The 25,805-nt window shown below is 68.2% G+C and carries 31 protein-coding genes and 3 tRNA genes; 6 read left to right on the top strand and 28 right to left on the bottom strand.

Annotated features, from left to right (window positions below; all coding sequences use genetic code 11):
• Positions 1-19: 19 nt before the first annotated feature.
• The 8 genes from GA0115234_RS17915 to GA0115234_RS17880 form a co-directional block, all read right to left on the bottom strand.
• The gene (locus tag GA0115234_RS17915; RefSeq protein ID WP_093542812.1) at positions 20-151 is read right to left on the bottom strand and encodes an FxLD family lanthipeptide; all 132 of its coding nucleotides are present in this window, start codon (positions 149-151) and stop codon (positions 20-22) included.
• Positions 152-259: 108 nt separating this feature from the next.
• Positions 260-439, bottom strand: coding sequence for an FxLD family lanthipeptide (gene fxlA / locus GA0115234_RS17910; protein ID WP_093542810.1), 180 nt, complete (start codon positions 437-439; stop codon positions 260-262).
• 200 nt (positions 440-639) lie between these two features.
• The gene (locus GA0115234_RS17905; protein WP_093542808.1) at positions 640-1,122 is read right to left on the bottom strand and encodes a DUF6082 family protein; all 483 of its coding nucleotides are present in this window, start codon (positions 1,120-1,122) and stop codon (positions 640-642) included.
• Positions 1,123-1,125: 3 nt separating this feature from the next.
• Positions 1,126-1,500 carry a hypothetical protein gene (locus GA0115234_RS17900; protein WP_093542806.1) on the bottom strand — a complete coding sequence of 125 codons (375 nt, stop codon included), beginning with the start codon at positions 1,498-1,500 and terminating at the stop codon, positions 1,126-1,128.
• Positions 1,497-1,991 carry a DUF6624 domain-containing protein gene (locus GA0115234_RS17895; protein WP_176729194.1) on the bottom strand — a complete coding sequence of 165 codons (495 nt, stop codon included), beginning with the start codon at positions 1,989-1,991 and terminating at the stop codon, positions 1,497-1,499. The genes GA0115234_RS17900 and GA0115234_RS17895 overlap by 4 nt, the downstream gene beginning before the upstream one ends.
• Positions 1,992-2,237: 246 nt before the next feature.
• Positions 2,238-2,630 carry a hypothetical protein gene (locus GA0115234_RS42340; RefSeq protein WP_176729193.1) on the bottom strand — a complete coding sequence of 131 codons (393 nt, stop codon included), beginning with the start codon at positions 2,628-2,630 and terminating at the stop codon, positions 2,238-2,240.
• Complete coding sequence (locus GA0115234_RS17885) at positions 2,627-3,151, bottom strand: hypothetical protein (protein ID WP_141718439.1); 525 nt, start codon at positions 3,149-3,151, stop codon at positions 2,627-2,629. The genes GA0115234_RS42340 and GA0115234_RS17885 overlap by 4 nt, the downstream gene beginning before the upstream one ends.
• Positions 3,148-3,597, bottom strand: a complete 450-nt coding sequence (locus tag GA0115234_RS17880; RefSeq protein WP_093542803.1) for an ATP-binding protein — start codon at positions 3,595-3,597, stop codon at positions 3,148-3,150. Before GA0115234_RS17880 ends, GA0115234_RS17885 begins: the two co-directional genes overlap by 4 nt.
• Before the next feature lie 284 nt (positions 3,598-3,881).
• On the opposite strand from GA0115234_RS17880, the gene GA0115234_RS17875 reads away from it, so the two are divergent.
• Both GA0115234_RS17875 and GA0115234_RS17870 read left to right on the top strand, forming a co-directional pair.
• Positions 3,882-4,847 (top strand): helix-turn-helix domain-containing protein, encoded by a 966-nt coding sequence (locus GA0115234_RS17875; protein ID WP_141718438.1) that lies wholly within the window; start codon positions 3,882-3,884, stop codon positions 4,845-4,847.
• Positions 4,844-5,104 (top strand): DUF397 domain-containing protein, encoded by a 261-nt coding sequence (locus GA0115234_RS17870; RefSeq protein ID WP_176729192.1) that lies wholly within the window; start codon positions 4,844-4,846, stop codon positions 5,102-5,104. Before GA0115234_RS17875 ends, GA0115234_RS17870 begins: the two co-directional genes overlap by 4 nt.
• Positions 5,105-5,261: 157 nt before the next feature.
• Here the strand turns inward: GA0115234_RS17870 and GA0115234_RS17865 are convergent, their stop codons facing one another.
• The 6 genes from GA0115234_RS17865 to GA0115234_RS44345 all read right to left on the bottom strand — a co-directional run bounded on the left by GA0115234_RS17865 (position 5,262) and on the right by GA0115234_RS44345 (position 8,857).
• Positions 5,262-5,600 (bottom strand): hypothetical protein, encoded by a 339-nt coding sequence (locus GA0115234_RS17865; RefSeq protein WP_093542799.1) that lies wholly within the window; start codon positions 5,598-5,600, stop codon positions 5,262-5,264.
• Between the two features lie 68 nt (positions 5,601-5,668).
• Entirely contained in the window at positions 5,669-5,962 is a 294-nt protein-coding gene (locus tag GA0115234_RS17860) for a hypothetical protein (protein ID WP_093542797.1), read from the bottom strand.
• The gene (locus GA0115234_RS17855; RefSeq protein WP_093542796.1) at positions 5,962-7,011 is read right to left on the bottom strand and encodes a major capsid protein; all 1,050 of its coding nucleotides are present in this window, start codon (positions 7,009-7,011) and stop codon (positions 5,962-5,964) included. The genes GA0115234_RS17860 and GA0115234_RS17855 overlap by 1 nt, the downstream gene beginning before the upstream one ends.
• A 15-nt stretch (positions 7,012-7,026) precedes the next feature.
• Positions 7,027-7,443 (bottom strand): K structural protein, encoded by a 417-nt coding sequence (locus tag GA0115234_RS17850; RefSeq protein ID WP_093542794.1) that lies wholly within the window; start codon positions 7,441-7,443, stop codon positions 7,027-7,029.
• 103 nt (positions 7,444-7,546) lie between these two features.
• Positions 7,547-8,254: a hypothetical protein gene (locus GA0115234_RS17845; RefSeq protein ID WP_093542792.1), complete on the bottom strand. Its 708-nt coding sequence runs from the start codon at positions 8,252-8,254 to the stop codon at positions 7,547-7,549.
• A 66-nt stretch (positions 8,255-8,320) separates the two neighbouring features.
• A complete protein-coding gene (locus GA0115234_RS44345) occupies positions 8,321-8,857 on the bottom strand; it encodes a transglutaminase domain-containing protein (protein ID WP_161275611.1) in 537 nt (178 codons plus the stop codon).
• A gap of 98 nt (positions 8,858-8,955) precedes the next feature.
• On the opposite strand from GA0115234_RS44345, the gene GA0115234_RS17835 reads away from it, so the two are divergent.
• Positions 8,956-10,008 (top strand): nitrilase-related carbon-nitrogen hydrolase, encoded by a 1,053-nt coding sequence (locus GA0115234_RS17835; RefSeq protein WP_093542788.1) that lies wholly within the window; start codon positions 8,956-8,958, stop codon positions 10,006-10,008.
• A 29-nt stretch (positions 10,009-10,037) separates the two neighbouring features.
• Here GA0115234_RS17835 and GA0115234_RS17830 read toward each other — a convergent pair whose 3' ends face one another.
• The 10 genes from GA0115234_RS17830 to GA0115234_RS17785 form a co-directional block, all read right to left on the bottom strand.
• Entirely contained in the window at positions 10,038-11,795 is a 1,758-nt protein-coding gene (locus GA0115234_RS17830; RefSeq protein ID WP_093542786.1) for a hypothetical protein, read from the bottom strand.
• Positions 11,796-11,835: 40 nt separating this feature from the next.
• On the bottom strand, positions 11,836-12,207 hold the full coding sequence (locus tag GA0115234_RS17825; protein ID WP_093542784.1) for a hypothetical protein: 372 nt from the start codon (positions 12,205-12,207) through the stop codon (positions 11,836-11,838).
• Positions 12,189-12,584 carry a hypothetical protein gene (locus GA0115234_RS17820; RefSeq protein WP_141718437.1) on the bottom strand — a complete coding sequence of 132 codons (396 nt, stop codon included), beginning with the start codon at positions 12,582-12,584 and terminating at the stop codon, positions 12,189-12,191. Before GA0115234_RS17820 ends, GA0115234_RS17825 begins: the two co-directional genes overlap by 19 nt.
• A 419-nt stretch (positions 12,585-13,003) precedes the next feature.
• On the bottom strand, positions 13,004-14,497 hold the full coding sequence (locus tag GA0115234_RS17815) for a terminase large subunit domain-containing protein (RefSeq protein ID WP_093542780.1): 1,494 nt from the start codon (positions 14,495-14,497) through the stop codon (positions 13,004-13,006).
• Positions 14,494-15,027 carry a hypothetical protein gene (locus GA0115234_RS17810; RefSeq protein ID WP_093542778.1) on the bottom strand — a complete coding sequence of 178 codons (534 nt, stop codon included), beginning with the start codon at positions 15,025-15,027 and terminating at the stop codon, positions 14,494-14,496. Before GA0115234_RS17810 ends, GA0115234_RS17815 begins: the two co-directional genes overlap by 4 nt.
• Before the next feature lie 25 nt (positions 15,028-15,052).
• Complete coding sequence (locus GA0115234_RS17805) at positions 15,053-15,955, bottom strand: ParB/Srx family N-terminal domain-containing protein (protein WP_093542776.1); 903 nt, start codon at positions 15,953-15,955, stop codon at positions 15,053-15,055.
• Positions 15,956-15,957: 2 nt separating this feature from the next.
• Entirely contained in the window at positions 15,958-17,292 is a 1,335-nt protein-coding gene (locus GA0115234_RS17800; RefSeq protein WP_093542774.1) for a putative antirestriction adenine methyltransferase, read from the bottom strand.
• A gap of 131 nt (positions 17,293-17,423) precedes the next feature.
• Positions 17,424-17,837, bottom strand: coding sequence for a hypothetical protein (locus GA0115234_RS17795; protein WP_093542772.1), 414 nt, complete (start codon positions 17,835-17,837; stop codon positions 17,424-17,426).
• Between the two features lie 150 nt (positions 17,838-17,987).
• Positions 17,988-18,281 carry a hypothetical protein gene (locus tag GA0115234_RS17790; protein WP_093542770.1) on the bottom strand — a complete coding sequence of 98 codons (294 nt, stop codon included), beginning with the start codon at positions 18,279-18,281 and terminating at the stop codon, positions 17,988-17,990.
• Positions 18,282-18,498: 217 nt separating this feature from the next.
• Positions 18,499-19,668 carry a ParB/RepB/Spo0J family partition protein gene (locus GA0115234_RS17785; RefSeq protein WP_093542768.1) on the bottom strand — a complete coding sequence of 390 codons (1,170 nt, stop codon included), beginning with the start codon at positions 19,666-19,668 and terminating at the stop codon, positions 18,499-18,501.
• A gap of 838 nt (positions 19,669-20,506) precedes the next feature.
• On the opposite strand from GA0115234_RS17785, the gene GA0115234_RS17780 reads away from it, so the two are divergent.
• Both GA0115234_RS17780 and GA0115234_RS17775 read left to right on the top strand, forming a co-directional pair.
• A complete protein-coding gene (locus GA0115234_RS17780; RefSeq protein WP_141718436.1) occupies positions 20,507-21,040 on the top strand; it encodes a hypothetical protein in 534 nt (177 codons plus the stop codon).
• Position 21,041: 1 nt separating this feature from the next.
• Entirely contained in the window at positions 21,042-21,824 is a 783-nt protein-coding gene (locus tag GA0115234_RS17775; protein ID WP_093542764.1) for a hypothetical protein, read from the top strand.
• On the opposite strand, the gene GA0115234_RS17770 is transcribed toward GA0115234_RS17775, so the two are convergent.
• Positions 21,821-22,786 carry a zinc ribbon domain-containing protein gene (locus GA0115234_RS17770; protein ID WP_176729191.1) on the bottom strand — a complete coding sequence of 322 codons (966 nt, stop codon included), beginning with the start codon at positions 22,784-22,786 and terminating at the stop codon, positions 21,821-21,823. The genes GA0115234_RS17775 and GA0115234_RS17770 overlap by 4 nt on opposite strands.
• Before the next feature lie 516 nt (positions 22,787-23,302).
• Here GA0115234_RS17770 and GA0115234_RS17760 point away from each other — a divergent pair.
• Positions 23,303-25,192, top strand: a complete 1,890-nt coding sequence (locus tag GA0115234_RS17760) for a tyrosine-type recombinase/integrase (protein ID WP_161275610.1) — start codon at positions 23,303-23,305, stop codon at positions 25,190-25,192.
• A gap of 151 nt (positions 25,193-25,343) precedes the next feature.
• On the opposite strand, the gene GA0115234_RS17755 is transcribed toward GA0115234_RS17760, so the two are convergent.
• From GA0115234_RS17755 to GA0115234_RS17740, 3 genes are all read right to left on the bottom strand, one after another.
• A tRNA-Ile gene (locus GA0115234_RS17755) sits at positions 25,344-25,417 on the bottom strand.
• A 233-nt stretch (positions 25,418-25,650) separates the two neighbouring features.
• A tRNA-Asn gene (locus GA0115234_RS17745) sits at positions 25,651-25,723 on the bottom strand.
• Positions 25,724-25,728: 5 nt separating this feature from the next.
• A tRNA-Asn gene (locus GA0115234_RS17740) sits at positions 25,729-25,801 on the bottom strand.
• Positions 25,802-25,805 lie beyond the last annotated feature (4 nt).

Genomic DNA, 25,805 nt, shown 5'->3' with positions numbered 1-25,805 from the left:
GTCGTGCGGCGGAAGACGATCAGGCCACGTTGGTGGCGCACGGGCTGGAGCAGGTGCTGCCGCAGCCGTCGTCGGTGAGGTTGATCAGCGTGGCCTGTCCCTCGCTGGACTCCAGGACACTGATGTCGAGGTCGAACTGGTCGTTCTCCATGTGTTGTTTCCTCCGTAGTCGAGCGCGGCTCCGATCGAGCCGCGGGGTACGTGCCGCGTGGGCGGCGCCGGCACGGCATGGGCACCTTGCCGGTGGTCTGGTGTGCGGTCAGGAGCCGCTGGAGATGCACGCGCTGCTGCCGCACGTCGCGGCGCAGCCGCCGTCGGAGGCGGTACTCGCCTCCACCGTGCCCCCCGACACGACGACGCTGATGTCGAGGTCGAACGGGCCCTGCGCGGCAGAGGCCGGAACGGTCCTCGCGCGCTGGTCGATCACCCTGGGAGCCATGTGGACCCTCCTGATTCGATACGTGGATCTGCGGGATTCGGGGTGTTGCAGTGCGGCCGGTTCTGCCCGCCGGACGGTAGCCGTGCGGCTGCCCCGGTCGAGCTGTTCTCGGCCACCTCTCGCGTGACGCAAGTCGGTACCTGCGAGAGGAGTTGGCGACGGACACAGCACTTGAGAGGCGCAGCATCCGAGGTATGCCGTCAGGCGTCGGTCGAGGTGGTAGTCGCCGGGGTCTGGCGCTCCCGAGCGACACGGTCGAAGGCGGCCGTGAACGCCAGTGCGCGCCCGTCCCTGGCTGTCGCCGCCTCCTCAATGCGCAGTCCGCGGAACCGGTCCCAGTACGCGCGGATCGCCTTGTTCTTCATGAGTTCGGAGGCGAAGAGGTCCCGCTGTTCGTCGGTGACCAGTCCCAGCCGGTCGCGCAGGCTGAAGGCGCAGAGCTGCCGGTTGGCGTGCATGAGCTTCATGTACTCCTCGGGGTCCACGTCCTCCGGCGCCCACAGCTTGGCGAGGTCGTGGTTCGTGGACACCTGGGAGAGCCAATCCATCTGGACGCGGGCAGCAGCGACCTCGATCTTCTCGCCGTGGTGCCGTTCCTGCTGGCGGACGCGTGCGACGCCGACGGCGGTGACGGCAGCGGAGATGGCCGTGCCCGCGAGTACGGCGGCGGTGGTCAGCTTCACTTCTCAAAGGCCCTTTCGGTGGCGGGGAATAGCGGTGTTCTGGACCGGACTGCTCGCGTCCAGCGCCCGTTGCAGTCCTTGGACGAGACGGGCGAGGTTCTGTGCTCGGTGGACGACAGAGGCCACGGTCCTGGGCAGCATGGGCAACAGCGGTTCCAGCGGCAGGCCCAGGCGGCGATCTGCCTCCCCGAGCACCGGCGGCTGCCTCCCCGAGGTGAAGGCCGCCCGCACGTCCGCACGTAGCTGCTCGCCCAACGAGTTGAGCTTGTCCACAGCGGCCCTGGCCTCGCACATCTTTGGCCAGGCTGAGCCGGACGCCCCCCACTCCAGGACCTCGATGGCCAGCGCCGCCTCGTCGGCGTGGCCTATGTCCGTCACGCGGCACGGGCCAGCTCGGCGGTGCGGGTGACGTCTCGGTCATCATCACCGGTCGGCTCCTCGTCATCCGCCGGTATGGACGGCTCACTCGACAGCCGACGGCGCAGACCCTCCAGTGCGATGTCGGCGGCCGGGAGACCGATCTCGGCGCGGATTCGGTCGAGGGCCGCAGGGTCGCGGACGGGAAGCCGTTCGGGCCCGCCCTGCCCGAGCCGGTACTGGGTTCCGTAGAACTGAGGGTTGCCGGCGTTGACGAGGCACCTGTCGTGGAGATGGGCCCACTGTCGAACGCTGGCGGTGCCACGCTCAACGGCGTTGGCCATCTGTCGCGCGGCTACACGTTGAATCTCCGTCTGGGTGTCAGCGTGCAGAGCGATCTGCCAGGCCGCCGTTGCGCCCTCCTGGCCGACGAGAGGAACATCGGGCCAGCCGTGATCAGCGATGATCCGTCGCAGGACCGTGGCGTTCGCGTGGTCCCTGTGCCGTCCCATGCCGATCTCCTGATCGGAGGGGGTAGTACGGGCCAAGCGGGACCAGTGAACCCGCGCGGCCCGGACGCGGTCGATCAGCTCAGTGGCAAGGTCCTGGCGGTGCGGGACGGAGGCGTTCATGGTGCTCCGACTGTCGTGGCAGCGCAGACGATCACGTCGCATCCCCTGCGAGGTTGAGTAGTTGAGGGCGTGCCGTACATCTGAGGCAGCTCGTGGAACCTGCTCGGGCGATCAGGGAGTGCTCGGTCACGGAGGCGTCCCGCTGGCACCGGCAGTGGCTAACTCCCTAATGGGCGGGCGCGATGCCGTTCTCGGACAGATGCTCAGCAGCGGTAGGACCGATACCGGATACGCGGTCCACGTCCACTTCGTCGCTGGAGTGGCCGCAGTGAAGGTGTAGGGCTTGCCGCGCCGCAGCTCGATCACGGCCGCTTCAACTGCTCGGTGATCGCCCAGCCATCCCCACACGGCGTGGAAGGTCTCGCGGTCCAGGGCCACGCTGACGGCGCGGACGGACTCACGCACCCACTCGACGGCGATGCCCGGCGAGTCTGTGATGACGTCGTTCAGCACAGCCGAGCCAGCCCCGGCACCGCTGTGGTCCGCATGACACCAATACGTGCGCGGCAGATACTTCATGCCCGGCCACCGCCCGTTCCCGGTGACGGGCTGATGGCGAGAGCCTCTTCCGGCTCGTCATCGCTCAGCTCGTCCAAGAGGTCAAGAGCAACCATCGCCATCAGACGAAGATGCGCCTGGCTCGCCGCGAACTCACAGACAATGCGCGGTGTTTGCCGCCTCAGATCCCTTCCCCGGTTGATGAGATCCGCGACGTTCGGGTACGGAGGCTCCCACTCGCGCTCTTCTGCGATGCTCACGAGGTGGCCGAGCATCCGGTCCAGGCGCGTCACGGACCGGCCAAGCGCGTGAATCGTTCCGCGGTCGCGCGTCGGTGCGGTGCAGCGAAACAGCCCACGTCGCTGCTTCCGCTGGCGCTTTGAGCCAGCCACTCCCATCGGACCCTCATCCGCTCCGAGAGCCGCGTTTAAGTCGTTGTCCAAGTCCTCGTCGCGGAGGAAGGAGTCGCGCAGCGAACTGATGAATCTCCTTGCGCCGACACTGAACTCGTTCACCGGACGGCGGCTCGGCGTTGGGTTCACGCTGCGGCCTCCTCAGTGGAGGGACGCAGTTCGACCCAGACGTCTTTCCCGGTAGGCGTGGCCTCAGCGCCCCAGTCGTGGGCGGTCGTGCTGAGCAGCCACATGCCGCGCCCACTGCCGGAGTCCCACTTCGGCATTCGCACCTCGGGCAACTGCGAGCTGGTGTCGCTGACCGTGATGCGCACCCCGTACGGCGTCGGCTCAAGCAGCAGCTCGCAATCACCCCCCGCGTGGTGGTGAACGTTGGCCAGCATCTCCGTCACGCACATGACCGCCTCGTCGATAACCTCCGGCCACCCCCAGCAACGGATGTGGGCAGCGAAGATGCGTCGGATGGCGCCCAGACGTTTCGGGTCCGGGGTCAACTCCTGCTGGTACGGCTGCCCGCGAAGCGGGCGTGCGTCGGCGCAAAGTTGACGATCTGCGCGATCGGTCGTCTTCGTCATCGTCCGGCACCTGTCACAGTTGGCGGTACGTGAGGCTGTGGCCGAAGCGCGCCGCTACGATCAGAGATGTCCGACGAGTGACGGCTCGTCGGCTTCTCGCAGCAGCGCGTTCGGGTTCACCGCGCAAGCTCCTCCCCCCTCTACGAGGCAGGTTCCTCGGCGGCTCAACCAGCCTTGCGCACACACCAATTAACATTCAAGGGAGCCTGCGCATGTGAGTACGTCAGCGTCCACATTGGCAAGTGCCTCGTAACCGACAGAGGGTGTTGCACGGGAGGCAGCGCGTGCCAGACTCCGAACTGAAGCCCTTGTCGGCAGGACAGATACTCTGTCCTGCCGGGCTGGGGCCTCGATCCGACGAACAGAACACCGAAGTGAGGGGACAGGTGGGCGCACGACGAGGACCGACATACCTGCGGGTCATGCTCGGCAAAGAACTCCGCGCTCTACGCGAGCGCGTACCAGGTCGGACCGCCGAAGGGGTTTCAACGGCTCTGGGCTTCTCACGCTCGAAGATCAGCCGAGTGGAGGCCGGCGACATCCCGCTGCCCAAGCTCGGGGACCTCGAAAAGCTATTGGACTACTACGAGGTCCGGGACCTGGACGACCGCGCCGAACTGCTCAAGATGCAGCGAGACTCCTTGAGCAAGGAGCCCTTCACCTCGTACCGCAATCTCCTGCCCTCGGGCATGCCGATGTACCTCGGACTGGAGCGAGATGCGATCAAGGTCCGGGGGTACGAGAACAACGTGGTGCATGGACTCCTCCAGGAGAAGTCCTACGCGAAGGCTCTCGGAGCGTCCGCGAAGGTAGTGGAGGAGCGGACTACCGAGTTCGTCGAGCAAGGGGTCCGGACGCGTATGGAGCGCAAGAACCTCATCTCATCGGGCGACGCCGAGGTACACATAATTCTGACAGAGAGCACGCTGCGCACGGTCGTCGGTTCGCCTGACGTGATGCGTGCGCAGTACGCGGAGATCATCCGCCTCAATGACCTGGACAACGTTGAGGTCCAGATCATCCCCGAAGACCTGCCCACCTACCGAGCAGCGTTCAACTTCACGGTTCTGGAGTTTGTGGACCTCGGCCCGGTGGTTCAGAGTGACAGCGCCAAGGCCACGACCATGTGGTCGAAGGACTCGGATGTGGGGCAGTACCAGCGGCAGTTCGATGCCATGGTGAAGGCGGCGCCGGGACCGAATCAGACGCCGCAAATTCTGCACGCCCTCGAAAAGAAACTGTGGACATGACTCATCAGAACCGCTTCCCCGTCTCCACGGACCTGGCGTCCGAGGAGGAATGGACGAAGTCCTCGTACAGCTCACAGGACAACGGCAACTGCGTCGAGACAACCGTCAATTCGGCGACCATCACCGAGTCTGGCCTGGTCGGAGTGCGTGACTCCAAGGCGAAGGGCGGCCCCGCCATCGCCTTCACCCACGCAGCCTGGACGGGATTCGTCGGTCTTCTGCACTCGGGAGAAGGCGACTTCGGCGTGGTCGACTGATCAGCCCTTTGGATGCCGAGTGGTCCTCCCCAGGGCATGTGGGGAGGACCACTCCGCATGTAGGCACCACCTTGACTGACGGTTCTTTCGGCCGCCAGCCCGCATCGCAGAGAGACCCGGCGTCGCGGGAGGGTCTATGCCGACTCCGGCCCTGCGCCTAGCGGTAGCGACGGACGGGAACCAGTTGCGTGGTCGCCAGGATCGTCACCGCGTCCTCCGCCTCGTCACCCTCTCCTGGCTCGTCAGGAGCCGGGCTCTGCCGTACTCCTTCGATCTGTCTCTCGATCCCGCGAAGGTTCTCCTGGAGGTCCATCGTCACGACCCCGTCGACGGTGACCTTCAGCGGGTCCGCGAGGAGCTTCGCGCGCCGCTCGCCCAGTACCTCCAGCGCCACCGCGCGCACCGACCGCAGCCGGAAGTAGCGGCGCTCCAGGTCGGCCGGATCGGTGTCCGGCCCGAGCTGCGCGAGCAGCCACGACCGCTGGAACTCGTCCACCCGCTACTCCTTCCACGCGGCGCGGCCCGCCACCGGGCTGTCCCCGGCAGCGGGCCGCCTCGAGTTCGTCACGACGACGCGGACGCCGACCGGCCTCCGCCCCGCCTCGATGACGCGGACTTCTTCGCGCCGCCTCCGCCGGCCGCCGCCTCCTGACCGTCGGCCTCGTCGGCTGACTGCTCCGACTTCTCGACCGAAACCAGCTCGTCGCCGTCCTCCGGCAGTTCTTCCCACGCGTCCGGGTTGGTGATCAGCACGGCCACCTCCTGGTCCGGGCACTCGCCCGGCAGCAGGATCAGCTCCTCCCGCGAGGACGGGTCCTGTACGTACACCGCGGCCTTCAGCCGCCCGCGGCCCGCCATCACAGGACCTTCGCCACGATGTGGGCGTCCGGGGTGTGCATGACGGGCATCCCGACCGCGGCGCCCTTGGTGTAGATCTGCACGGGGTCGTCCTGGACGCCTCGGGTGATGATCAGGCCCGGCGCGTCCTCGCGGACGATCTCGGGGTTCGTGCCGCGCGAGAGGACCAGGCCCTCGGCGGTGACCCCGTACATGGTCTGCGCCCACTTCTCCCGCTCCGGTGGCACCAGAATCCACAGGTCCTCGGGCAGCACCTTGCGGGGCTTGCCGTCGACCCGGACCTGCGCCTTGTAGAACGTGATCGGCGGCAGCGAGTAGTTGCCGCGCACCACGTTGATCTGCTGCGGGGTGAGCGTCGCCGTCGGCGTAGTCGACGGACTCACGCTCCCGTAGTACGCCGCCCTGTACGCGTTGTTCGCCGCCAGGTACGAGAACGCCTTCCGGCTCGTGATCACCAGCTCCGGTTCCGGGGCGCCGATGTCGTCGAGCTGCTGAATCCACCGCAGTTCGTCCGCGATCGGGTCGGAGGCCGGGTCCGACCACGGGATACGGGCGACCGGCCGGTTCTCCACCGGCACGCCCCAGTCGACTTCGAGGGTGAGCCCGTTCTCCTGCTCCAGCTCGAACTTGCCGTCCGCGAGCACGTCGCCGGCGGCCAGCTCCAGCCGGGAGCGGATGGCTTCGACATGCCGCTCCACGTCGTCGTACAGCAGCTCGATCAGCCGGTCCTGATCGGAGCCGTGCGACGCCTCCAGCAGGATCTGCTCCTGCTCGGAGACGACGAGCTTCTGCCCCAGCGGAGGCAGCGCGCCCTCGCGGGAGGTCTGCCACGCCTCACGGGTCGCGAACGGGACGGAGGCGTTGAACGCCCGGTACTTGGCGACGTTGACGTAGCGGCCGGAGTCCTTGGTCCGCCACTTCACCTCGCGCAGCTCGACGGTCGGGAAGATCGTCTGGGTGAGGAGGAAGTCCTTCGGGGACGGGATCGCCCTGGCGAACGTCGTCAGGTCCATGACCGAGACGTCCTTGAGGAGGTCCTGAATCGTCACAGCTCAGGCCCCCGCTCAGACGAAGCGGATCTGGGCGGCACGCGGGTGCCACACGAGCTGGGACACGTCGATGCCGCCGGGGACCTTCGACGCCTTGACCGCGCCGTGCCACAGGAGGGCGGCCGGGACGCGGGTCTGGCCCGGAGCGAACGGGGCCTCAGCGATCACGAAGCCGCGCAGGATCTGGCGGCCGCAGTGGGCGTCCGGGTCGTACGGGCCGTAGAGGCCGGACTCCGCAACGCGGCCGACCGGCACGCCGGACAGGACGCGGCCGTACGGGTCGCAGCCGTCGCCGCACACGTAGTGCGTGCCCTCGCAGAACAGGTTCAGGTCGAGGGTGATGGTGTCGACGGAGTCGGTGCCGTGCAGGGAAGCCAGCCACTCGCGATTGGCGGTGGTGTACTCGGACTTCGAGACGGGCTGGATGGTCATGTGCGTGTCTCCATGGACGCTGCGGTGACTTCCGCACACCGCCCACGGAGGCGGTGACGTCCACGAAGTTGCGGGGCGTGGTCCCCTGGATGCGGGCCCGGAACTACCGGGCGGCTGTGTCGCTGAACTCGGGTATCAGGCCCCGGCGCTTGGCCATCTCCAGCCCTGCGGAGCCGGGCTTGGACACGGGCGTCGTACGGGTCGGGCCGCGTCCGGCCGGTGCACCGGCGGGAGCCGCCGGCACCGGGGTACGGACCTCCCCGAACAGCTCGGGACGGCGGGTACGCAGGGCTTCGGCCGCCGACTGGATCTGCGCCTCGTCGGCGTCTTCGTCGTCCACGGCCAGCAGACGCTCGGCGTCCACCAGGTCATCGCCCTCGGCACCGAGGGCGACCAGCGCGGCCCGGCGAAGCGCCGCACGCTCGCGCTCGGCGGCCAGCTCCTCCCGACGCGCCGCCTGCAACTCACGCTCCTGCGCGGCCTGTTCGCGGCGTTCGATCTCCGACAGCGCGGCCTGCTCGGCCTCCCGCTGCGTGGTCACGAACTCGGTCAGTGCCTTGGGATTGTCGAACCCGAGTGTGCTCAACAGCCGCTTGATGGCCGCGCGTTCGCCCTGGGCCTTCTCGCGGGTGAGCATCTTGCCCAGTCGGTCCTGGGAGAACGTGACCTGCTGCTCCTGCCCGCCGTCGTCGTTGGCGTCATCGAGCTGGTCGTTCGTCTCGTCCTCCGAGGAGGCACCGAGGATGGGATAGATCGGCCGTCCGTCACGGCGGTGGCCGACAGGACGGCGAGGCGGCAGGGGCCGGACCATGCATCTCCTCCAGAGCGCGCCCCCGCGCTGCCGATCAGTGTAGCCACCACTACCGACACGCCCCGCTCAGGCTTCGCCCGCAGCCCGAACATCGCGCAACCACCGATTGAACGCGGTGCGGTACGCGGGGCCTCCTGGGTCGGGCCCCGTCCCGTGGCCTCTCGGCATAGGCGGCGGTCCTTCACCCGGACGCCACAAAGGTCCGGCAGGCTCACAGGCGGGAGCGGTATCCGTCGCCCCGTCCCACTGTCCGACGGTGAAACCCACAGCCGCCAGAGGCGGATCGAACGTCGCGTCCACCATCACCCACCGTCCCGCCAGCCACACTTCGACTGCCGTGTGCACGTCCTCACGAGAACGGAGCCCGTACACCTCGTCGGGTCTCGGCGGCAGCAGATAGAGCCAGCGAACGGGGCGTGCCACCAAGCCCTGTGCGCGGAGCCCAGCGAGCAAGTACCCGGCCTTCGCCAGGCAGTCTCCACGGCCGACCACGAGCAGCGACTCACCGTCGTGCGCACCGTCCGTCGCGTACGGCACTGCCCTCACCTGCTCATACAGCCGCACACGCCCCTCTTCGGATGATTCCCTCCTGGAAACCTGCACCGGCACCCCCTCATCGCTGACTACCTCGATACCCTCCGGCGCAACTTCCGTTGTCCGACTGCCCTCGCAGGATGGCGTCGAACAAGGAGGCCACACCCATGACGATCAACCCGTACACCGCGGTCGGACTCATCCCGGAGATCACCGAGATCCAGGACCGCGACGACATCGCCACCAACCTGGACCACCTGTACTCGCTCACCCGAACCGCCGTCGCCCTCGGCGGCCTGGACCACCCTGTCCGTCTGGTCGCCCTGCCCGAAGGCGCGCTCCAGGGGTTCACCGACGAGATCCACGACCTCGACCACGCCACCTACGCCCGCACCTGCGCGATCACCCTCCCCGGAGCGGAGAGCGAAGAACTCAGCCGCTGGGCTCGCGAGTTCGGCGTCCACATCATGGCGCAGGCCAAGGCCCTCCACCCGGCCTTCCCCGACCGGTACTTCAACATCGGCTTCGTCATCGCCCCGACCGGCGCGATCGTCCTGCGGCACTACAAGCTCACCCCGCTACCGCCGATGGAACACAGCCTCAGCCCGCACGACGTCCTCGACCAGTGGACCGAGCTGAACGGCAACGGCCCCGACGCCTACTGGCCCGTCGCGGACACCGCCATCGGCCGCCTCGGCGTCATGATGGCCAACGAGGCGTCCTACCCGGAGAACGCCCGCGGTCTCGCTCTCAGCGGGTGCGAGATCGCCTACCGCACCAGCTACCCGCTGCCCGGCGTCGCCTCCGACGCCTTCGACATCCAGAACCGGGCCCGCGCCCTCGACAACCTCATGTACGTCCTCGCCCCCAACCCGGCCTCCTACACCGGCGGCGACGGGCAGCGCGTCGACTTCTTCGGGGGCCGTTCCACGATCACCGACCACGCCGGCCGCACTGTCGGCCACCTCGACCACGGCGGCGTCGCCTCGTTCGTCACCGCCACCATCGATCTGCCTGCCCTGCGCCGACAGCGCACCACCGCCGCGTGGACGAACTGGCCCAAGGACCTGCGCACCGAGCTGTACCGCGCCCTGTACGACCAGCGCATCTACCCGGCCAATCTCTACGCCGACCGACCGCCGTACGACCACGCCGAGTACCGCGAGAACGTCACCGAACCCCAGATCGAGCTGATGCGCGCACGCGGCATCTGGCGCTGACTCCCCGCCCACGCACCCCGGCGTCCGCGTCACCGGCCCGAGCCCACCGGCTCCCGCTCGCTCTCCCTCTTCACCGACTTCCGCTCCTCGCCCGCGCCCGGACCAGCGTCGTCTGCCTGGTCCTCCTCATCCTCGTCGCGCCCGCGCCGCGCAGCCGCCTCCGCCATCCGCACCTCGGCCTCCTGCTGCGCCTTCGCCCGGATGCGCTCCACCTCCTGCGAGGCGTCCTTGATCGGGTACCCGGCCTCCAGCAGCATCGTCACCGCCGTCTCCAGCGACAGCACCCCGGCCCCGTACGCCTTCACGACCTCCTCCAGCACCGCCCCGCGGTCGGTCGGCGTGTGCGGCGCCCATGCCAGGCGTGCCGTCAGCGTTTCCCCGGCCGTCCAGCCTTCTGCCCGCCCGGCCTGGTACAGCCTCTGCACCATCTTGAACAGCAGCCGGTACTTGTGCTCCCTGGCCAGCCGCATCATGCCGATCAGCGCATCCAGCGGCCCCAGCGCCAACTTCAACGCGTACCCCGACGGCACCTCCGTGGCGTCCAGCGTCCCCAGCCCGGCCGCCGTCACCCGCGAGTTGGAGGCGATCCGCTCCAGCAGGTGATCCACCCGCGCCCGCAACTCGGCCAACTGCGGCGACGTGTCCAGGGCATCCATCCGGCCCGTCTCACCGAGCTGCCACACCGCCCCGGCCTTCACCTCCAGTTCCTGCGGCCTGCCCGTCGCCCGGTCCACCGGCAGCCGCGCACCGGCGAGACCGATGATCGGCGTGCCCGTAGTCGCGGACGCCGCCGAGCCGTCGGAGTCCGTGGCCGCCAGCTCATCGAGCGCCTGTAGAACCCGAGCGAGCACGGACCGGCCCCAGTGCTCGCCGCCGTCCGGGATGGTGTTCGCGATGTGCACCACCGGCACGAAGTCGATCAGCAAGTCGAGCCGGTTCAGCTCCGTGCCGTCCGCGCCGAGCCGGAAGCTCGCCTTGCTCATCGGCAGCCGGTCCAGCGTCTCGCCGTTCTTCAGGTCCTCCAGCAGCCACTCCGCGTCCGTGAGGTAGCACGTCACGTTGGACGCCCGGCCCGGCTCCCACGGATATGTCCGCGCCCCCGCCAAGCCCTCCTCGTCTCCCTCGGAGATCGGGCCCAGCTCGTACGTCACCCGACGGACCCGCGCCTTGAGTCCGGCGTCGTCGTCCGCAGGCAGCTCCCACGCCAGATGCACCCGGGTCGGGAAGTCGTCGTCCGCGTCGTCGTCCCACTGCGGGAAGAAGAACCCGGGGTCGTACACCCTGAGCGTCGGCCGCTGCTTGTCCGGGTTCCACGCCAGCACCATCACGCTGTCCCCGAGGAGCACCGCTGCCCGCTCGGCCTGCTGGACCCGGAACGTCAGCAGCTCCTTGTCCGCCCACGCCCGCAGCCGCTTCTGCACGGCGGCGGCCTCCGCCGCGCCCGGCGTCGGCGTCTGTTCGTCGGCGTGCTCAGCGCCCTCAACCGAGACCTTCTGCTCCGAACCGAGCAGGTAGCCCAGCGCCGTGTCCACGAGGTTCGCCGCGTCGCCCAGCTCCCGACGCTCCAGTGCGCTCTCATCGCCGCCGAAGGCCGCGAGCTGCCCGGCCTGGTTGTTGTCGTACGACGCCAACACCTTGTACGCGGCCAGCCGCCGCAACTCGTGCGATGGCATCCACGTCTTGGCCAGTTCCGGAAACGCGCGGCTACCGGGGCGGCCGGCCTCAGCGACCACCGGCTTGTAGTTCAGCCACGACCACGCGTCGATCACCAGTTGGCGCAGGCCCACGTCCACTCCAGGAAGTTCGGCCCCGCGCCGTCACATCAGCCTAAGCGTCCCCGTCCATCCCGCTCACCTGCGCGATACCCTCCAGTGCAGCCGCGTCCCGCTCGGCCTCTCCGGCCACCTGATCGAGCAGAAGCAGCAGCTCGGCCACCCCGCCGGATTCCTTGACCACAGGCCGTGCCAGCTCCCACGCCTCCAGCACCGCAGCCTGAACCGCCGGGGTGAACACGCGCCGGTCCTCGGCCTCCAGCCGGAACTGGATACGCCCACCGCCATGCACCGCCCACATCCGCAGCAGCCCCGCCGACAGGTCCCACTCCGTGGCGGTCATCTCCGAGCGCATCCGGTCGAGCCGCCTCGTCAGCTCCTTCCTGGCCTCCGTACTGCCGTCGGCCATCACCAGGTCACCGGGCACTTGTGGTCGGTGAGGATGCGCTTCGACTCGGCGTCCATCGGCTTCAGCTCGCTCTTCCAGGACGCGCGGCGCAGCTTCAGCGAAGGCTCGGGCTTGCCATCCACCACCCAGCCCCCGATCTCGATCTCCTGTGCATCGCGGCCCGGATCACCGACGCGGGTGGTCGTCAACGTCGCTTCGAGGGCGTCGAACTCCGTGCCCTTCAAGCACTTGAACTGCCGACTCGCCGCCGTCACCGGATCGACGTACCCAGGCGGCCTCGGCCCGTACGACGGCACCTCCGCCGCCGGAGCGGGGTCACCCTCCGAGCAGCCGCTGACGGCCCAGGCCCCGACCACCACCAACACCACGCCCGCTATCGCAGCACGGTTCACCATTCGCCCCTCGTCTCAGACGGCAAGTCAACCGGCAGTCTGACCAGGCGTAACAGCAGGCGTAAGACGATTGCCGAGACTTGCGGGCGTTTCCCGAGAACTCCCGCAGAATTGCCAGAAGTTGCGGAACCAAACACCCAGATCATGCCCTTAGGTGCAGGAATGATCCATATGTGCTTGCGTCCGGACGCACACCCCGCCAGCACGCAACCCGAACCCCAGAACAACCCAAACAGCGGGTGAACCACCCACGCCCACGGTGACAACGCCCGTTCCTCGCCACGCCGTTCGTCGTTACCCCGACATGCGCTCCCTCCACGCCCCCGACACGCCACCCGCGCCCACCGCACAACTCAACGGCGCCTACTGGCTCAGCGGCTCGCCGCTCCACAACCCCAAGGAGTGCATGTGGTGCTCCCAGCTCACCGGCGACCGCTCAACCGCTGATCGTTCCCGCCCCGTGGAGGCGGCATCGCCGGATCGAGGAACAGGTCCCACAACGCCCACACCGCCGAGTCCAACAGGTCCGGCGAGTCCTCCGTCTCACCCTGACCGACGAACGTGGTCATCTGCTCCTCCAACTCAGCGAACACCCGCGCCGGACCGACGTGCGACACCCGAGCCTGCTCGTACAACTGCGCAGCCGGAGCCGCCCGCGCCCGCTTCCCCCGCGTCGCATGAACGATTCGCCAGTTCACCGTCGGGTCCACCTGCTCCAGCAGCGCGGGCAGGTAGTCGCCGCCGTTGTTCGCCTCGATGACCACGCAGTCCGCGCGGTGCTCGTGATACAGCTGCGCGGCCCGCTTCATCGCCTGCGTCGGCGTGTACCGGTCCTGCTCGGCGTGCAGCAGATACCCGCGCGGCCGGTCGTCCCCGAACATCGACTCCACCGGGAAGCCGCGCCCGGCCACGGTGAAGGCCGTCATGTCGGCGTTCTCGTGGCTCTTGGTCGCCGGGTCCACGGCCACCACAACCCGCTGAAGGTCGGGCAGGTGCTCGGGGCGGGGCCTAAAGCCCTCGACCTCCAGCATCCAGCCCTTCCACAGCGCGCCCTCCACGTCCTCGAGTAGCTCCCCGGACAGCTCCTGCCGTCCCAGGCGCGTGCCGGCGTACTCCTCCTCCAGCTCCTCCCGGGCCGCCATGCTCAGGTTCGCGTCGTTCTCCCGCATGTGCCCGCGGGTCAGCACCACCCGAGGCGGCGCACCGCCTTCCCGGTGCTTCTTCTCCTGCGCACGGCCGCGCTCGACGAGCCGCTTGACGTGAGGGAGCGGCTTCGGCGTCGTGGAGATCACGACCTGCGGAGCGTCCGCCTCGCGCAGGCAGAACCAGATCATGTCGTAGACCGCCTGCGCCACGATCCGGTTCCAGGCCGCGTACTCGTCCAGCCACGCCTTGTCGAACGCCCACCCGCGCAGGTTGTCCGGCGTCTCCGCGCCGAACCCCCTGATGACGGTCCCGTTGGTCAACCACAGCGTCGTCTCGCCCAAGCCGGACTTGTACTTGACGATCTCCTCCGGCGGGAACACCGACAGCAACCCGCTCTTGGGGGACTCGAAGCAGATGTCGCGCACCAGCGTGGCGTTCTTCGCCACCACCGCGATCTGCTGCCCCGGCGTCCTCGCCCAATCCCGTACCGCCTCCGCCGCCGTCCGCGACTTCCCCCAGCCACGGCCCGTGAGCAGCATCCACACCGTCCACAGCCACAACGGCCGCCGCTGCGCCGCACGAGCATGGTGGTGCAGCCACCCCGGATGGGGCAGCCCGTCGCAGTCCGGGACCTCGCACGCCCACCGCCGCGCCGACACCTCATCGGCCCGCACCAGCGCGGCGACCTCGGCCCGAAGCTGCTCCTCGCTCATCACCGACGGGTCCGCGAACCCCTCGACCAAGCCGCGCTTGGCCCGGCCCCGGCTCACGAACCGCCCTCCGACAGCCGCCGCTCCAGCTCCCGGCGCAACTGCTCCATCCGGGCCCGGCGATCCTCGTCCGACAGCCCGGCCACGTCCGCACCCTGGTCCCCGTCCTCGGCGGGCCCGGTCACCGGTGCCTCGCCCACGGCGCGCCGCTCGATCTCGGTGGCGACCTGGATGTAGCGCAGCAGCTCCGAAGGCGACAGCTCCCGCGGGTCGAGGGTCTGCAACCGGGCAACGGCCTTGCTCTGTGCAGCCTGTGCCAACTTCGCGTGCCTGCGGGCGATATCCCGCTGCGCCTGCGCCAGCTCAGCACGGAACTCCCGGTCCTGGTCCCGGTCGTACGCCATCGCCCGCATTACCCATGCGAACTGCCGCGACCACCGGCCCACCAGCGCGCGGGATTTATCCAACTCCCGTGCCACCTTCGTGACACTGCGCGCCGGGCCGAGATCGCGGTACACGGCGAACGCCTCGAACGCCTGGGGCGACTCCCCGCTCTGCCGTTCCCAGGGCTCCACGGTGCCCTCGGCCACCGCTCACCTCCTGGCCGACGGCCGTCTAGTTGCTCTGGGTGGCCAGGACTTCCAGCGCCCGCCACGGCTCGTCGGCGGGCACGGTGCCATCCCGAACCATCCGGTCGATCGCCGCCCGTACGACGGCCGCCGTCTCCACCGGCAGATCGCGCACGCCGAACACCGACTCCAGCGGCGCAGTCCCCGCCCGCGTCGGCTCCCCGGTGTCCGCGTCGAACCAGCCCTCGGCCAACTCGCCCAGGTGCCGCTCGAACACCGCGAGGATCACCCCGAGCGCGGTCGCGGAGTTGCCGATCTTGTACGCGGCCCGGGAGGTCTCCAGCGCATCGAGCACCGGCTCGTACTGCTCCAGCCCGGCCACCCACCGCTCATCCGCCGTCGCCGTGGAGCGGGCCGCGTCGAACGCTGCCTCTGCGCGCTCCAGCTCGGCGGGCAGGAACATGAACTGCACGGACGCGAAGTCGAGATTCGCCTCGCCCAGAGAGGCGACGTCCACCTTCTCCAGCAGGTCAAGCGTCTTGTCGTCCAGGCCCGTGTACTGCCGCCACTCCACGTTCTCCAGCTCGTCGTACAGCTCCTTGAGGATCGCCGGATCGTCCTGACCCGCAATCGCGTTGTGCGAGAGCTGGAGCGCGATCTGCCGCTGCCGGGGCAGCGGCTCGTCTATCTGCATCCACCAGATCGTGGACAGGCCGGCCTCGACCGCGGCGAGCGTGCGGTGGTTCCCGGACAGGACGACCAGCCGTCCCGTCTCCCGGTCGTTCCACACCAGCGGCGTCGAGGTCAGGTGCCCGTCGCGCTCGATGTTCGCGACGAGCTGCCGGAACTGCTCGTGGGGCAGGAACCTCGCGTTGTGGTCGAGGAGCGTCAGCGTGCGCGGGTCGCCCTGCACCATCTGCGGCGGGGCAAGCGGAATGGACTCGGTCATGGTCAGACTCCCGTCTTCGTCGTCGGGGCGCCCCACCGCTTCACCCACATCTGAAGGGCTTCGGCCAGCGTGTGCTGGCCCATCGGTCCCTGGTACTGGAGCTGGAATCGCCAGCCGTCCTCGTTCGACGGGCTGCGCTTGTTCAGCCGCAGCAGCCCGCGGTACTTCATCGACACCGGGTTGTTGCTGAACGCGGTCGTCGCCACCCGCCGGATGCGCCGCGAGAACGCCCGCTGGCACAGCAACTGCGTCTCGGCGCTCATGGCCGCCATCACGATGAGCTTCGACAACCGTGGGTAGTCCGTCGGCGCGACCGCGAAGTCCGAGAGCACGTACGCCTCGTCCGGGGTGAACGTGCTCGGGGCCATCGCGAACACGCCCAGCAGCCGCCCGCCGCCGTCGCGCACCGCGACCGCCAGGTTCGCCGCGCCCGGAGCGATCCTCGGGTTGAGGTAGCGGGAGCGCAGCGCGTTGAACTGGCCCGGCTTCAGCAGGCTGAGCGAGAGCGGGCCGACCAGTTCCTCGCCTTCGCGCAGGCGCGGGATCTTCACCGGGTCGATCGGCTGGCGCGGGGCGACGATCCGCGTCCGGGCCTCGCTGGCGTACACGTAGAAGGGAGCGGCGCGCGGCGTCGCCTTGATCACGCCGCGCAGGTACGGCTGAAGCTCGGGCACGCTGTGGTTCGAGGCCGTCAGCCAGTACGGCCGGTCCGTGATCGCGCCGAGCACGCTGACCACGTCGTCGTCCGACAGCGGCTCGTACTGCGGTGCGTCCCAGGTGAAGTGAGCTTCCAGCGGCTCGTACAGCTTCTCGTAGCCGCCGCCGTAGAAGGGAGGGAAGGAGCACACGGGAGCGTCGCCAGGGACCTTCTGGAGCCAGGAGCGCACGTCCTCCACCTCGTACGAGGCCAGTTCGACGTCCGAGCCGGACAGCCGCTCCACGGTCTCCGCGTGCTTGGCCTTCCACTGCTCCCGGTAGGAGCGCACCACCCGCTCGTGCCACAGCCCTTCGCGGCCGACGCTGGCCAGGAACCGTGTGCCGAGCATGAGCGTGGCCACGGTGCCGACACCGTCGTCCAAGGAGTCCGCGAGCCAGCCGAGTTCGTCCGCGCTCTCCTCGCGGAGCCGGATGCCGACCGGCTGCCGGGTGAGCCACCGGCCGACCGCGCTGGTGTAGATGGACACGTCGGAGGAGTGGAGGCCGAAGCCCATGCCGGCCAGCGACCGTTCGATGGTGAAGTTCCCGCAGCACGGGACGTACACCGGGCCGCTTGGCCACAGGCTCGCCGTCTCGCGCACGATCGAGCGCATCGGGCCCGGGATGGTGCCCTGGAACATCTTCGCCTCCCAACGAACGACAACGCCCGGCCTCGGCGGGGTGCCGGGCCGGGCGCTGCGCTGGAACCTACATCAGGAGCACGCAGCCCCTTGGAATCATGTCACCTATCTCAGGAGCGCGGTTCCGACGCTCACATCAAGGTTCCCTGCTGGTAGTGGTCGTCCTCCATCGGGGACAGTTCCCGCACGTCGTCCCCGGTGCGGTCCTTCCACCACGCCGCGAACGTCCGGCGGTGGCACCACAGGCCCGGCTTGGCCAGGTCCTCGAAGCAGAGCAGCACCAGGCGGTGGTCGCCCTCGGCGTCCGCGATCTGCTGGAGGCGCGCCGCGATCCGCTCGGGGCCGAGCTGATCGAGGTCGCTGCGGTACGCCTTTGTGAACTCGGGCTCGGGCGCGTGGAGGTAGTCGCGACGTGGCGCGAGCTCCCGCACCGAGTGGGTGAGGGAGTAGGGGAGCTTGAACCGGACGCCGCCCAGGGTGATGCGCACCGGCACTCCTTGCGGGGGCTGGAACTCCTGGATCCGGTTGGTGAACAGGGTGAGCACTCTTGCTTCCTTCCTTACTGCTGATCCCCCCGGCCGTGGTGGCGTGACGCTGGCGGCCGGGGGCTTGCCGGCCCCGCCCGTGTCCGGGAGCGGGGAGCCGGAGGGCGCCGGACCCACGGGGGAAGTCCCTGTGGGTCCGGGCCAGTCTGTTTACTCGTCCGTGTAGACGTAGCGGGTTCGGGCCGCCAACTGGACGATGAGGTCGAACTCCACCGGGCCTTGCTCACAGTTGGCCGTGAACCGGATGACCCGGTTGGTCTCGTTGGCGTACGAGGAGGCCGTGGTCTCTTCGACGTCCCCGATCACTTCCGACGCAGGGCCGGGTACGAGTTCCCGCGCTTCCGCCATGAGGGAGGAGAGGTGGTCCGTGATCTGCCGGATCGCCGGGTGGGCCGAGTGGGACTGCCAGTCCACGTATTCCGGCCTGACCTGAGAGAGGTCCACAGGGACTGTTTCCTTTTCTGTCATTTCCAGATCTCCATTCTCGGAGGGAATTTCCCTTTCCCGTACTTATATCTTATGACAATTGCAATTCCATGAACATGGATACGGAAAGGGATTCACATGAAAGCGGGCGCAGCCGGAACTTCCAGCTACGCCCACCCCGCCCTCCGGGAAGGGGAGGAGGGGGCGCGGGCTCCGCCGCGCCCCCTCCTCTTTCCTACTTCGCCGCCGCGTCGGCCTTCTTGGCGGGCGCCCGGCGGGCGGCGGGCTTGGCGGGCGTGGCCGTCTTCGCCGCAGGCTTGGCGGCGGGCTTGGCGGCGGGCTTGGCGGCCGCAGACTGGGCCGCCTCAGGCTTGGCCGCCGCCTTCTTCGCCGTCGGCCGCGGCTTGGGCGCGGGCTTCGCGGCCTCGGCCTCTTCCGGCTTGGCCTCGGGCTTCTTCGCCGCCGCCTCCTGCTGGACCTCGACAGCCGCCTTGTTGAACGCCTCGGCCTGAGCCCGCTGTATGCCCTGCGCCTTGGACAGCAGGTTCCGCACCATCTGGACCTTGGCGTACAGGCGACCGACAACCCGCAGGTGGCGGGCGAGGTCGTCACCGAGGATGACGGCCAGGTCCTCCGGCTTCTTCTCGGCCAGCTCCTCCAGCAGCGGGATCAGGACCTCTTCGGCCTTGCCGAGTCCGTCCTTCGCCTTGGCCTTGGCCTTCTTCTGCTTCTCCTGCTCCTCGGCCGTCGGGGCCTTCTCGCCGGTCAGGGAGGTCTGGGCCTCCATCATCTTGAGGCCGTTGGCGAAGTGCTGCGCCTCCGCCTCGGAGTCGAAGTCGCCGCGCACGTAGCGCATCGCCGCCACCATCTGGTTGGCCGGGTTGAGCTGGGCGATGTGCCAGGCCAAGTTGCTCTTGATCTGCTTCTGGTCGACCATCTCGGCCACCTCGGGCCGCAGGGTCAGCAGGCCGAGCCGCCAGGTGATGTGCGTCTCCGTCTTCCCGAACTGCTTGGCGATCTTGCCCGGCTCCCACCCGGCCGCCTTGAGGTCGGCATACGCACCGGCCTCCTCCATGATCGTCATATCCGCGCGGTTGACGTTCTCCGCGATGCTGAGGACGTACGCCTCTTCCTCGGTGGCCCCCTCGACCAGCTTCGCCGGGATGAACTCCAGGCCGGCCGCCTGGCAGGAGCGCCAGCGCCGCTCGCCCGCGATCAGCATGTAGGGGACCTTCGCGCCCTCGACCGGCCGGACGACGACCGGCTGGAGGAGGCCGTTGGCCTTGATGCTGTTGGTCAGCTCGTCCTGCGCCTCCTCCGAGAAGAACTTCCTCGGCTGCTCCGGGTTGGGAGCGATCTCGCTGACCTTGAGGTTGATGAACTCAATCTTGTTGGTGTCGGTCATTTCCCCGCGCCTTCCGTTAAGGTGTTTCCCTTTGTTCTTACACTTATATCTTAATGGCGAATACCGCCAAAGCAAGTTCAGAACTCTTTTAATTCAAAGGAATTCAGAAAAGGAATTCGGGGCGCATTTGTATTTCTCATTCGGTGCGCGAACGCGAGAGGGCCCGCCGCGACCGAACGGTCACGACGGGCCGACTCCCGTCACGCACCCCGACGACCGCACCGGACGGCCGACTCCTCGCCGGGCGGGGCGCGGGGGGTCGGCCACCCGGCGAGGAGTAGGGAAGGACGCCGCTCACGCGACGCTGCCAGGCGGGCTCCTGCGGCTGCTGTACCCGCCCGGCACGACAGAACGTACAGCAGCTCATCAAGAATGTCACCTATCTCGATCGGCAAGGGCTTGTCGCCCTCATCGCGGGGTTAGGGCTCACCCCCGCCGCCACCGGTACCTCGTTTCGCCCGTCGCATGAACGCCATCTCCTCGACCGCCCTCCGTGCGACGTCCCGCGCCGCCTTGCCCGGCACGCCTCTCAGAACCCGCGGGGCCTCCTTCGCAATCTCGGCAATCCGGCGCTCGTCAACCTCGGACATGAAATGCGGTTCCTCCCGTGCACGGCGTGCGCGCCGCTCCGCCCGCCCTGATGCGACTCCCTCGGGGCGCCCGCCACTGGCAGGCGCAGGGGAGCGCAACCGGTGCCCGCTCACCGGTCGTCGCTCCGCCGAGAAACTGTGCGACAAACCCTATAACCCTCGCGACCTGCGATGTAGTGTGATCTTCGCGGTTGTTACCGGTCGGTCACACCCGCCGGGAGCATACGACACAGCCAGAGATGACGGACATGGCAGACACCCACGACACCGGGCAGGCACTGAGCCTTCGAGCGAAACTCCTCGCCCTGTTGAGGCTGCGCCGAGACGGCGACGGCTTCACGCCCAGTGCGCGGGACATCTCCAAGGCCACCCGAACTGGGTCCGGGCCCGCCCTCTCTCACAGTCAGGTGAACAGCCTGCTCAACGGGTCCAGCGGCAACCCCACTGCCGGCACCCTCGGCTCGGTGGCCAGCGCCCTCGGCGCTCCCGCCGCCTTCCTCCTACAGGGGGCCGAGTGGGACGACCTGACGGCGCTCACCGTGTTCGTGTCGAGACCCGAGGCACGCGAAGTCCTGCGTTTAATGCAGGGTCTTGAAGTGCAGGACATTCTTGCAATCAGATCACGGCTCCAGGAGATCCGTCGTCAACGAGGACTGTCCGAAGACGTCCCGACGATCCCCCCACCTCCCCCCGGCGTCGACCAGCCCCGCGAGGGGCGACCGCGCCGTCTGAGCCTGCACGACGCCGCTGAGCGGGCAGCGGACTACCTGGAAGGACGCTGACGTGGACGGCCCGATCTTCGGCCTGTGCTCCGTGCTCACATTGCTGAGCACAGCCATCGCCCTCTGTCGAGCCGTCGCGCAGCGCAGACGCAACATCGACGTGTTCCGCGCGGCGCGGCGCGCGCACGTCATGGCGCTGGGCAGCAGCTTCGTCGGTTCCACGCTCGCGGTCCCTGCTGTGGCCGAGGTCGTGGACCGGGCGACGATGACCGAACTGTCCTCTCTCATCTCGGACATCGCGGCCATCATCTTCTGCGCGAGCCTCCAGGTCATGATCATCGACTGGGAGTACCGCGACCTGCCGCACGACGTCAACATCGCCTGTCGCGTCGGCTTCGTCGTCGTGGTGTCCGGCCTGCTCATCTGGCAGTTCCGCCGCACCAACCCGTCGCGCCTCGACGTCGACCTGTCCACGTCGTACGCCGAGTTCAACGACGTGCGCACCTACCTGATGACGTACCTCGGCTTCTTCGCGGCGGCCGGGGCCGAAGTGGCGATGCGCGCCACCAGACTCGCCCGCGGTGTCTGGCAGCAGGGTCGCGCGGCTGCCGCCGGCCTGGCCGTGACGGCGGCCGGGGCAACGTTCGGGACGCTGTACGCGGTGAGCCGAGGCGGCTACATCCTCGCGTACGAGAACGGCTTCGCCTGGCCCCTGGCGCTTGACAACGTAATCAGCCCGGCGCTCGCGGGGCTGTCCATCACGGGCATCGCGGCGGGGCTGTCGATGGCCGTCCTCAGAAACAGCCGACGGCCTGTGGCGCCCCGCCCCAGCCTCAACGTCTAGGCGGAGCGCGGCCCCTGCTCAACGGCGTCCCACTGTCGCCAGGTGAAGGCCACCCGGTCCGCGTCCACGGTGCGCGAGCCCCTGGACGCGGCCGGGTACACAGCGATCTGTTCCAGGAGCAGGACGACCAGCCCCTTCTTCGCCTTCAACGGGGCGTGCGTCCACCAGCGAACGAGATCGGGGACCGAGCCCACGGGGACGTGCTCGACCTGCTTCAGGTGCCGGGCCTCCGTGGACTTCTCCCGGATCAGCCTCGTCAGCTCCCTGTCGGCCGCCTTGAAGGCCGGGAGCGACATGCCCGATCCGGCGGCGTAGTCCTTACCCAGCTTCTCCTGCCGTCGGCGGGCCGAAGCGACCTGCTTGTCCAAGTCGGCTGCCTGGGAGAGCAGTTCCTCCCGTGCAGCGCCGATCAGCTCCGCCACCTCCGGCTTGGCCAGCTCGCCCAGGACCTGTTCCGATACGTACGTCTCGTACAGGTCGGCGTTGATGCGGACCTTGCCGCAGCCGTCCGGATGCTGCTTCGTGGGCGGAGGGCAGCGGTGCCCACGGGCTCCAGCGTTCGACGGCGACGCCCCCAGGGTGGTGCCGCACAGGCCGCACACGCTGAGAGGCCCCGACAGCAGGTACTCCCGTTGGTCGGCACGCTCCTTGTCCGGCCTCATGGCACGGATCTCCATGAACTCATCGACCTCGATGATCCGGGGACCTCCGCTGTCGACCAGCTCGCCGTCCTCGGTCTCCCTCAAACCGGCGATGGCCGGGTGATAGAGCACACCGGCCAGAACATCGGGCTTGAACGGATTGCCCAGCGTGGTGACGTAGCCCGCCTCGGTCATCCAATCCGTGATCGCATCGAACGCCTGTCTCGCGCGACGACGCGAGGCGGCGGCCCGGATTCCCTCGGCCTCCGCCTCGCGTACGCGCTGGTACGCCATGTCCTCAAAACCGTAGAGCCTTGGCATCTTCTACCCCTCTACCCGACCCCCTACATGTACTAATTTACCAGCGAGATAGGTCACAGTGCTGATAGAACAACGAACACCTCAGAATCGTGCATATGTCGTGATCATGGACTCACCTCCGCGCGAGGCTCGACGCCCAGCACCCGCCACAGTTCAGCGGTAGGAACTCGGACCGTGCCCCCGAGGGGCAACGTCCTGACAGGGAACGTGCCCCGTCGTACCAGTTCGTACGCCTTGTCCCTGCCAATGCCCAGCGCGCGACCGGCCGTTGTGATGTTCACCGTTGCCGGGAGGGCTAGCAGCTCCTCCAGTCCCATCGCGCCGGTCGGTCCGCCCGCTTCCTGAGCAGCCATGTCGTTGGTCGCCTGTCTCCCCCGCGCCAACTGGAAAACGACTTTACAGCAGTGTCCGACAGCCCCAGCAAGATCGAATGAGATCACGCCAGACACGTACGGATTCGTACGACACCGATGGCTGGCTGTGACCCAATCAACAGCCGACAGCAGGGGACGCGGGATGTTCGAGCCGAGCTACTACCGGCGCTGCCAGTGCAAGGGACCGCTCACGGACAAGGACGGCAAGCCGGTCCTCGACTCCGACGGCAACCCCAAGATCGGAGACATTGGCCTGTCCTGCCCCAAACTCGGGAAGGGGCACGGCACCTGGTACTTCTACTTCGAGGCCGAGCCCGGCGAAGGCGGCAAGCGCGCACGGGTCCGTCGCGGCGGCTTCAAGAAGCTCGACGACGCCAAGACCAAGGCCAAAGAGCTGTACGACGCCGCGTCCGCCGGCACCGACGTGCTGTCCGACGAGAAGTGCGCCGACTACTTCCTCCGATGGATCAAGGCGAAGAAGTCACTGGCTCGCACCACCGTCCACGGCTACGAGGAGCACATCACCAACTACCTGATCCCTCACCTCGGCCACATCAAGCGCCGCGACCTCAAGGTCCGCCACCTGGACAAGATGTACGACGCGATCGAGAAGGAGAACGCCGAACGCATCCTTCACCGACTCCGTATCGACCAGCTCCAGAAGGACCGCGACGCCGCCCACCAAGCCTGGGTGAGGACCGCGGGCTACGCCAAGAAGGAGGAGCGGCGGATCACTCGCCGGGCCTTCCTGGATGCCAACGCTGCGCTGCGCGAGGGTAAGAAGGGACTACGGAAGCCGACGTCGGCGGCGACCATGCACCGCATCAACGACACGCTCTCCTCCGCCCTGTCCTGGGGCATCAAGCGCGAGCAGGCGTTCCCCAGGAACTGGGCGAAGCTCGTGGAGCTTCCTGCCGTCACGCGCCCCAAGCCGCTCGTCTGGACGCCTGAGCGCGTGGAGCACTGGAAGCGCACCGGTGAGCGGCCCGGCCCAGTCATGGTCTGGACGCCGCAGCTCACCGGCGAATTCCTCGACTTCGTCATGACCGACTGGCTCTACGAGCTGTGGCACAGCTTCATCTTCCTCGGCCCCCGCCGCGGCGAGATGGCCGCTCTACCGTGGACAGAGGTGAGCACCGACGCCCTATGGCTACGGATCTCCCAGCAGATCGTGGAGGTTGCCTACAAGCTGTACGGCGAAGCACCGAAGGCCGACAGCGTTCGCACCCTGTCCCTGAGCCTGGAGTCCGGCGAAAACCTCGTCAACGTCCGGGCGAAACAGGACCGGATGCGAGAGGAGTGGGGAGACGCCTACGTCGAGAGCGGCCGGGTCTGGACGCACGAGAACGGCGAGGAGCTGCACCCCGACTGGATATCGCGACGCTTCGCCCGCCTGGTGGAGCTGTCCGGCCTACCGCCGGTCCGCCTGCACGACCTGCGCCACCTCGCCGCCACCCTCGCCCTGCTCGCGGGCCACGACATCAAGGTGGTCCAGGAGAAGCTGGGCCACTCGTCACGCCAGATCACCTCCGACACCTACACCAGCGTGCTGCCCGAGATGATGCGGGCCGAGGCCGAGTCGGTCATGGCCGTCGTCCCCCGCGACATCCCCTTCGAGGAGCGCACCGCGCTGACCATCCCCGAGACGGCTTGGCAGAACGGCGTCGCCGTCTTCTTCGCCCACGGCGCTCGGCAGTCTGGCGACACCTGGGCGGTCGGAGCACAGCCGCAACCCGGAGCAGACGTCCTCGGGGTGATCAGCCTCGCCGGCCGGGGCCAGGACGACGCCGCCAACGCGGCCGTGAGGTGGATACGGGACCACTCCACCGCCAACGAACTGGAGCTGGTCCGGGTGGAGAACTTCAACGACCAGTACCCGGAGGAGCAGCGGGCGGACTTCTCCCTCGTGCGCTTCACCGTCGCCCGGACCGAGTCACCGGACGCAGCAGAGTGGGCGTTGCCGACCGGGCTGCCCCCGGCTGCGATCCGGCCCGCTCGCAAGGCTCCGAACAGGCGACGGAAGGCCGCGTAAGGGGGGCTTCTGTCCCCTGAGCCGTCCCGTGTCCCCTGTGTGTCCCCTGGATCTTGGTCCGAACGATTGAACGGGGGTCGCCACCTTGGAGTGGCGCCCCCCGTTCTCACGTTTCCGCAGGTAGAAACGGTTCTCTGGAAGAACCTTGCGGTGGGGCGGGAGGGACTCGAACCCTCGGCCGACGGATTATGAGTCCGCTGCTCTAACCGGCTGAGCTACCGCCCCTTTTCGGCGTGGCGCGTACAAGTGTGCGCGCCGTCTGCCGCAGCATAGCCGGTCATACGATCTCTCGCTCCGGATGGTCGGCTTCGCATGACCATGAAGACCTCGCCGCCCGCCGTCCGGTTCCGAACGGAGCGAAGTACACGCGAAAGAGTCACATGCATCCCACACGCAACTCGGTGAGGATCGTTGCCGGGCACACGAAAAAGGACCCCGTGGGGTCCTCTTCCGTTCCGCTCCCCCGACTGGACTCGAACCAGTAACCCTCCGGTTAACAGCCGAATGCTCTGCCAATTGAGCTACAGGGGATCGCGCTCCCCCGACTGGACTCGAACCAGTAACCTGCCGGTTAACAGCCGGCTGCTCTGCCAATTGAGCTACAGGGGATTGC

Origin of the sequence: Streptomyces sp. DvalAA-43, assembly GCF_900091725.1 — a bacterium.
GTDB classification, from domain to species: Bacteria; Actinomycetota; Actinomycetes; order Streptomycetales; family Streptomycetaceae; genus Streptomyces; species Streptomyces pulveraceus.
This window is presented reverse-complemented; position numbering and strand designations above follow the sequence as displayed.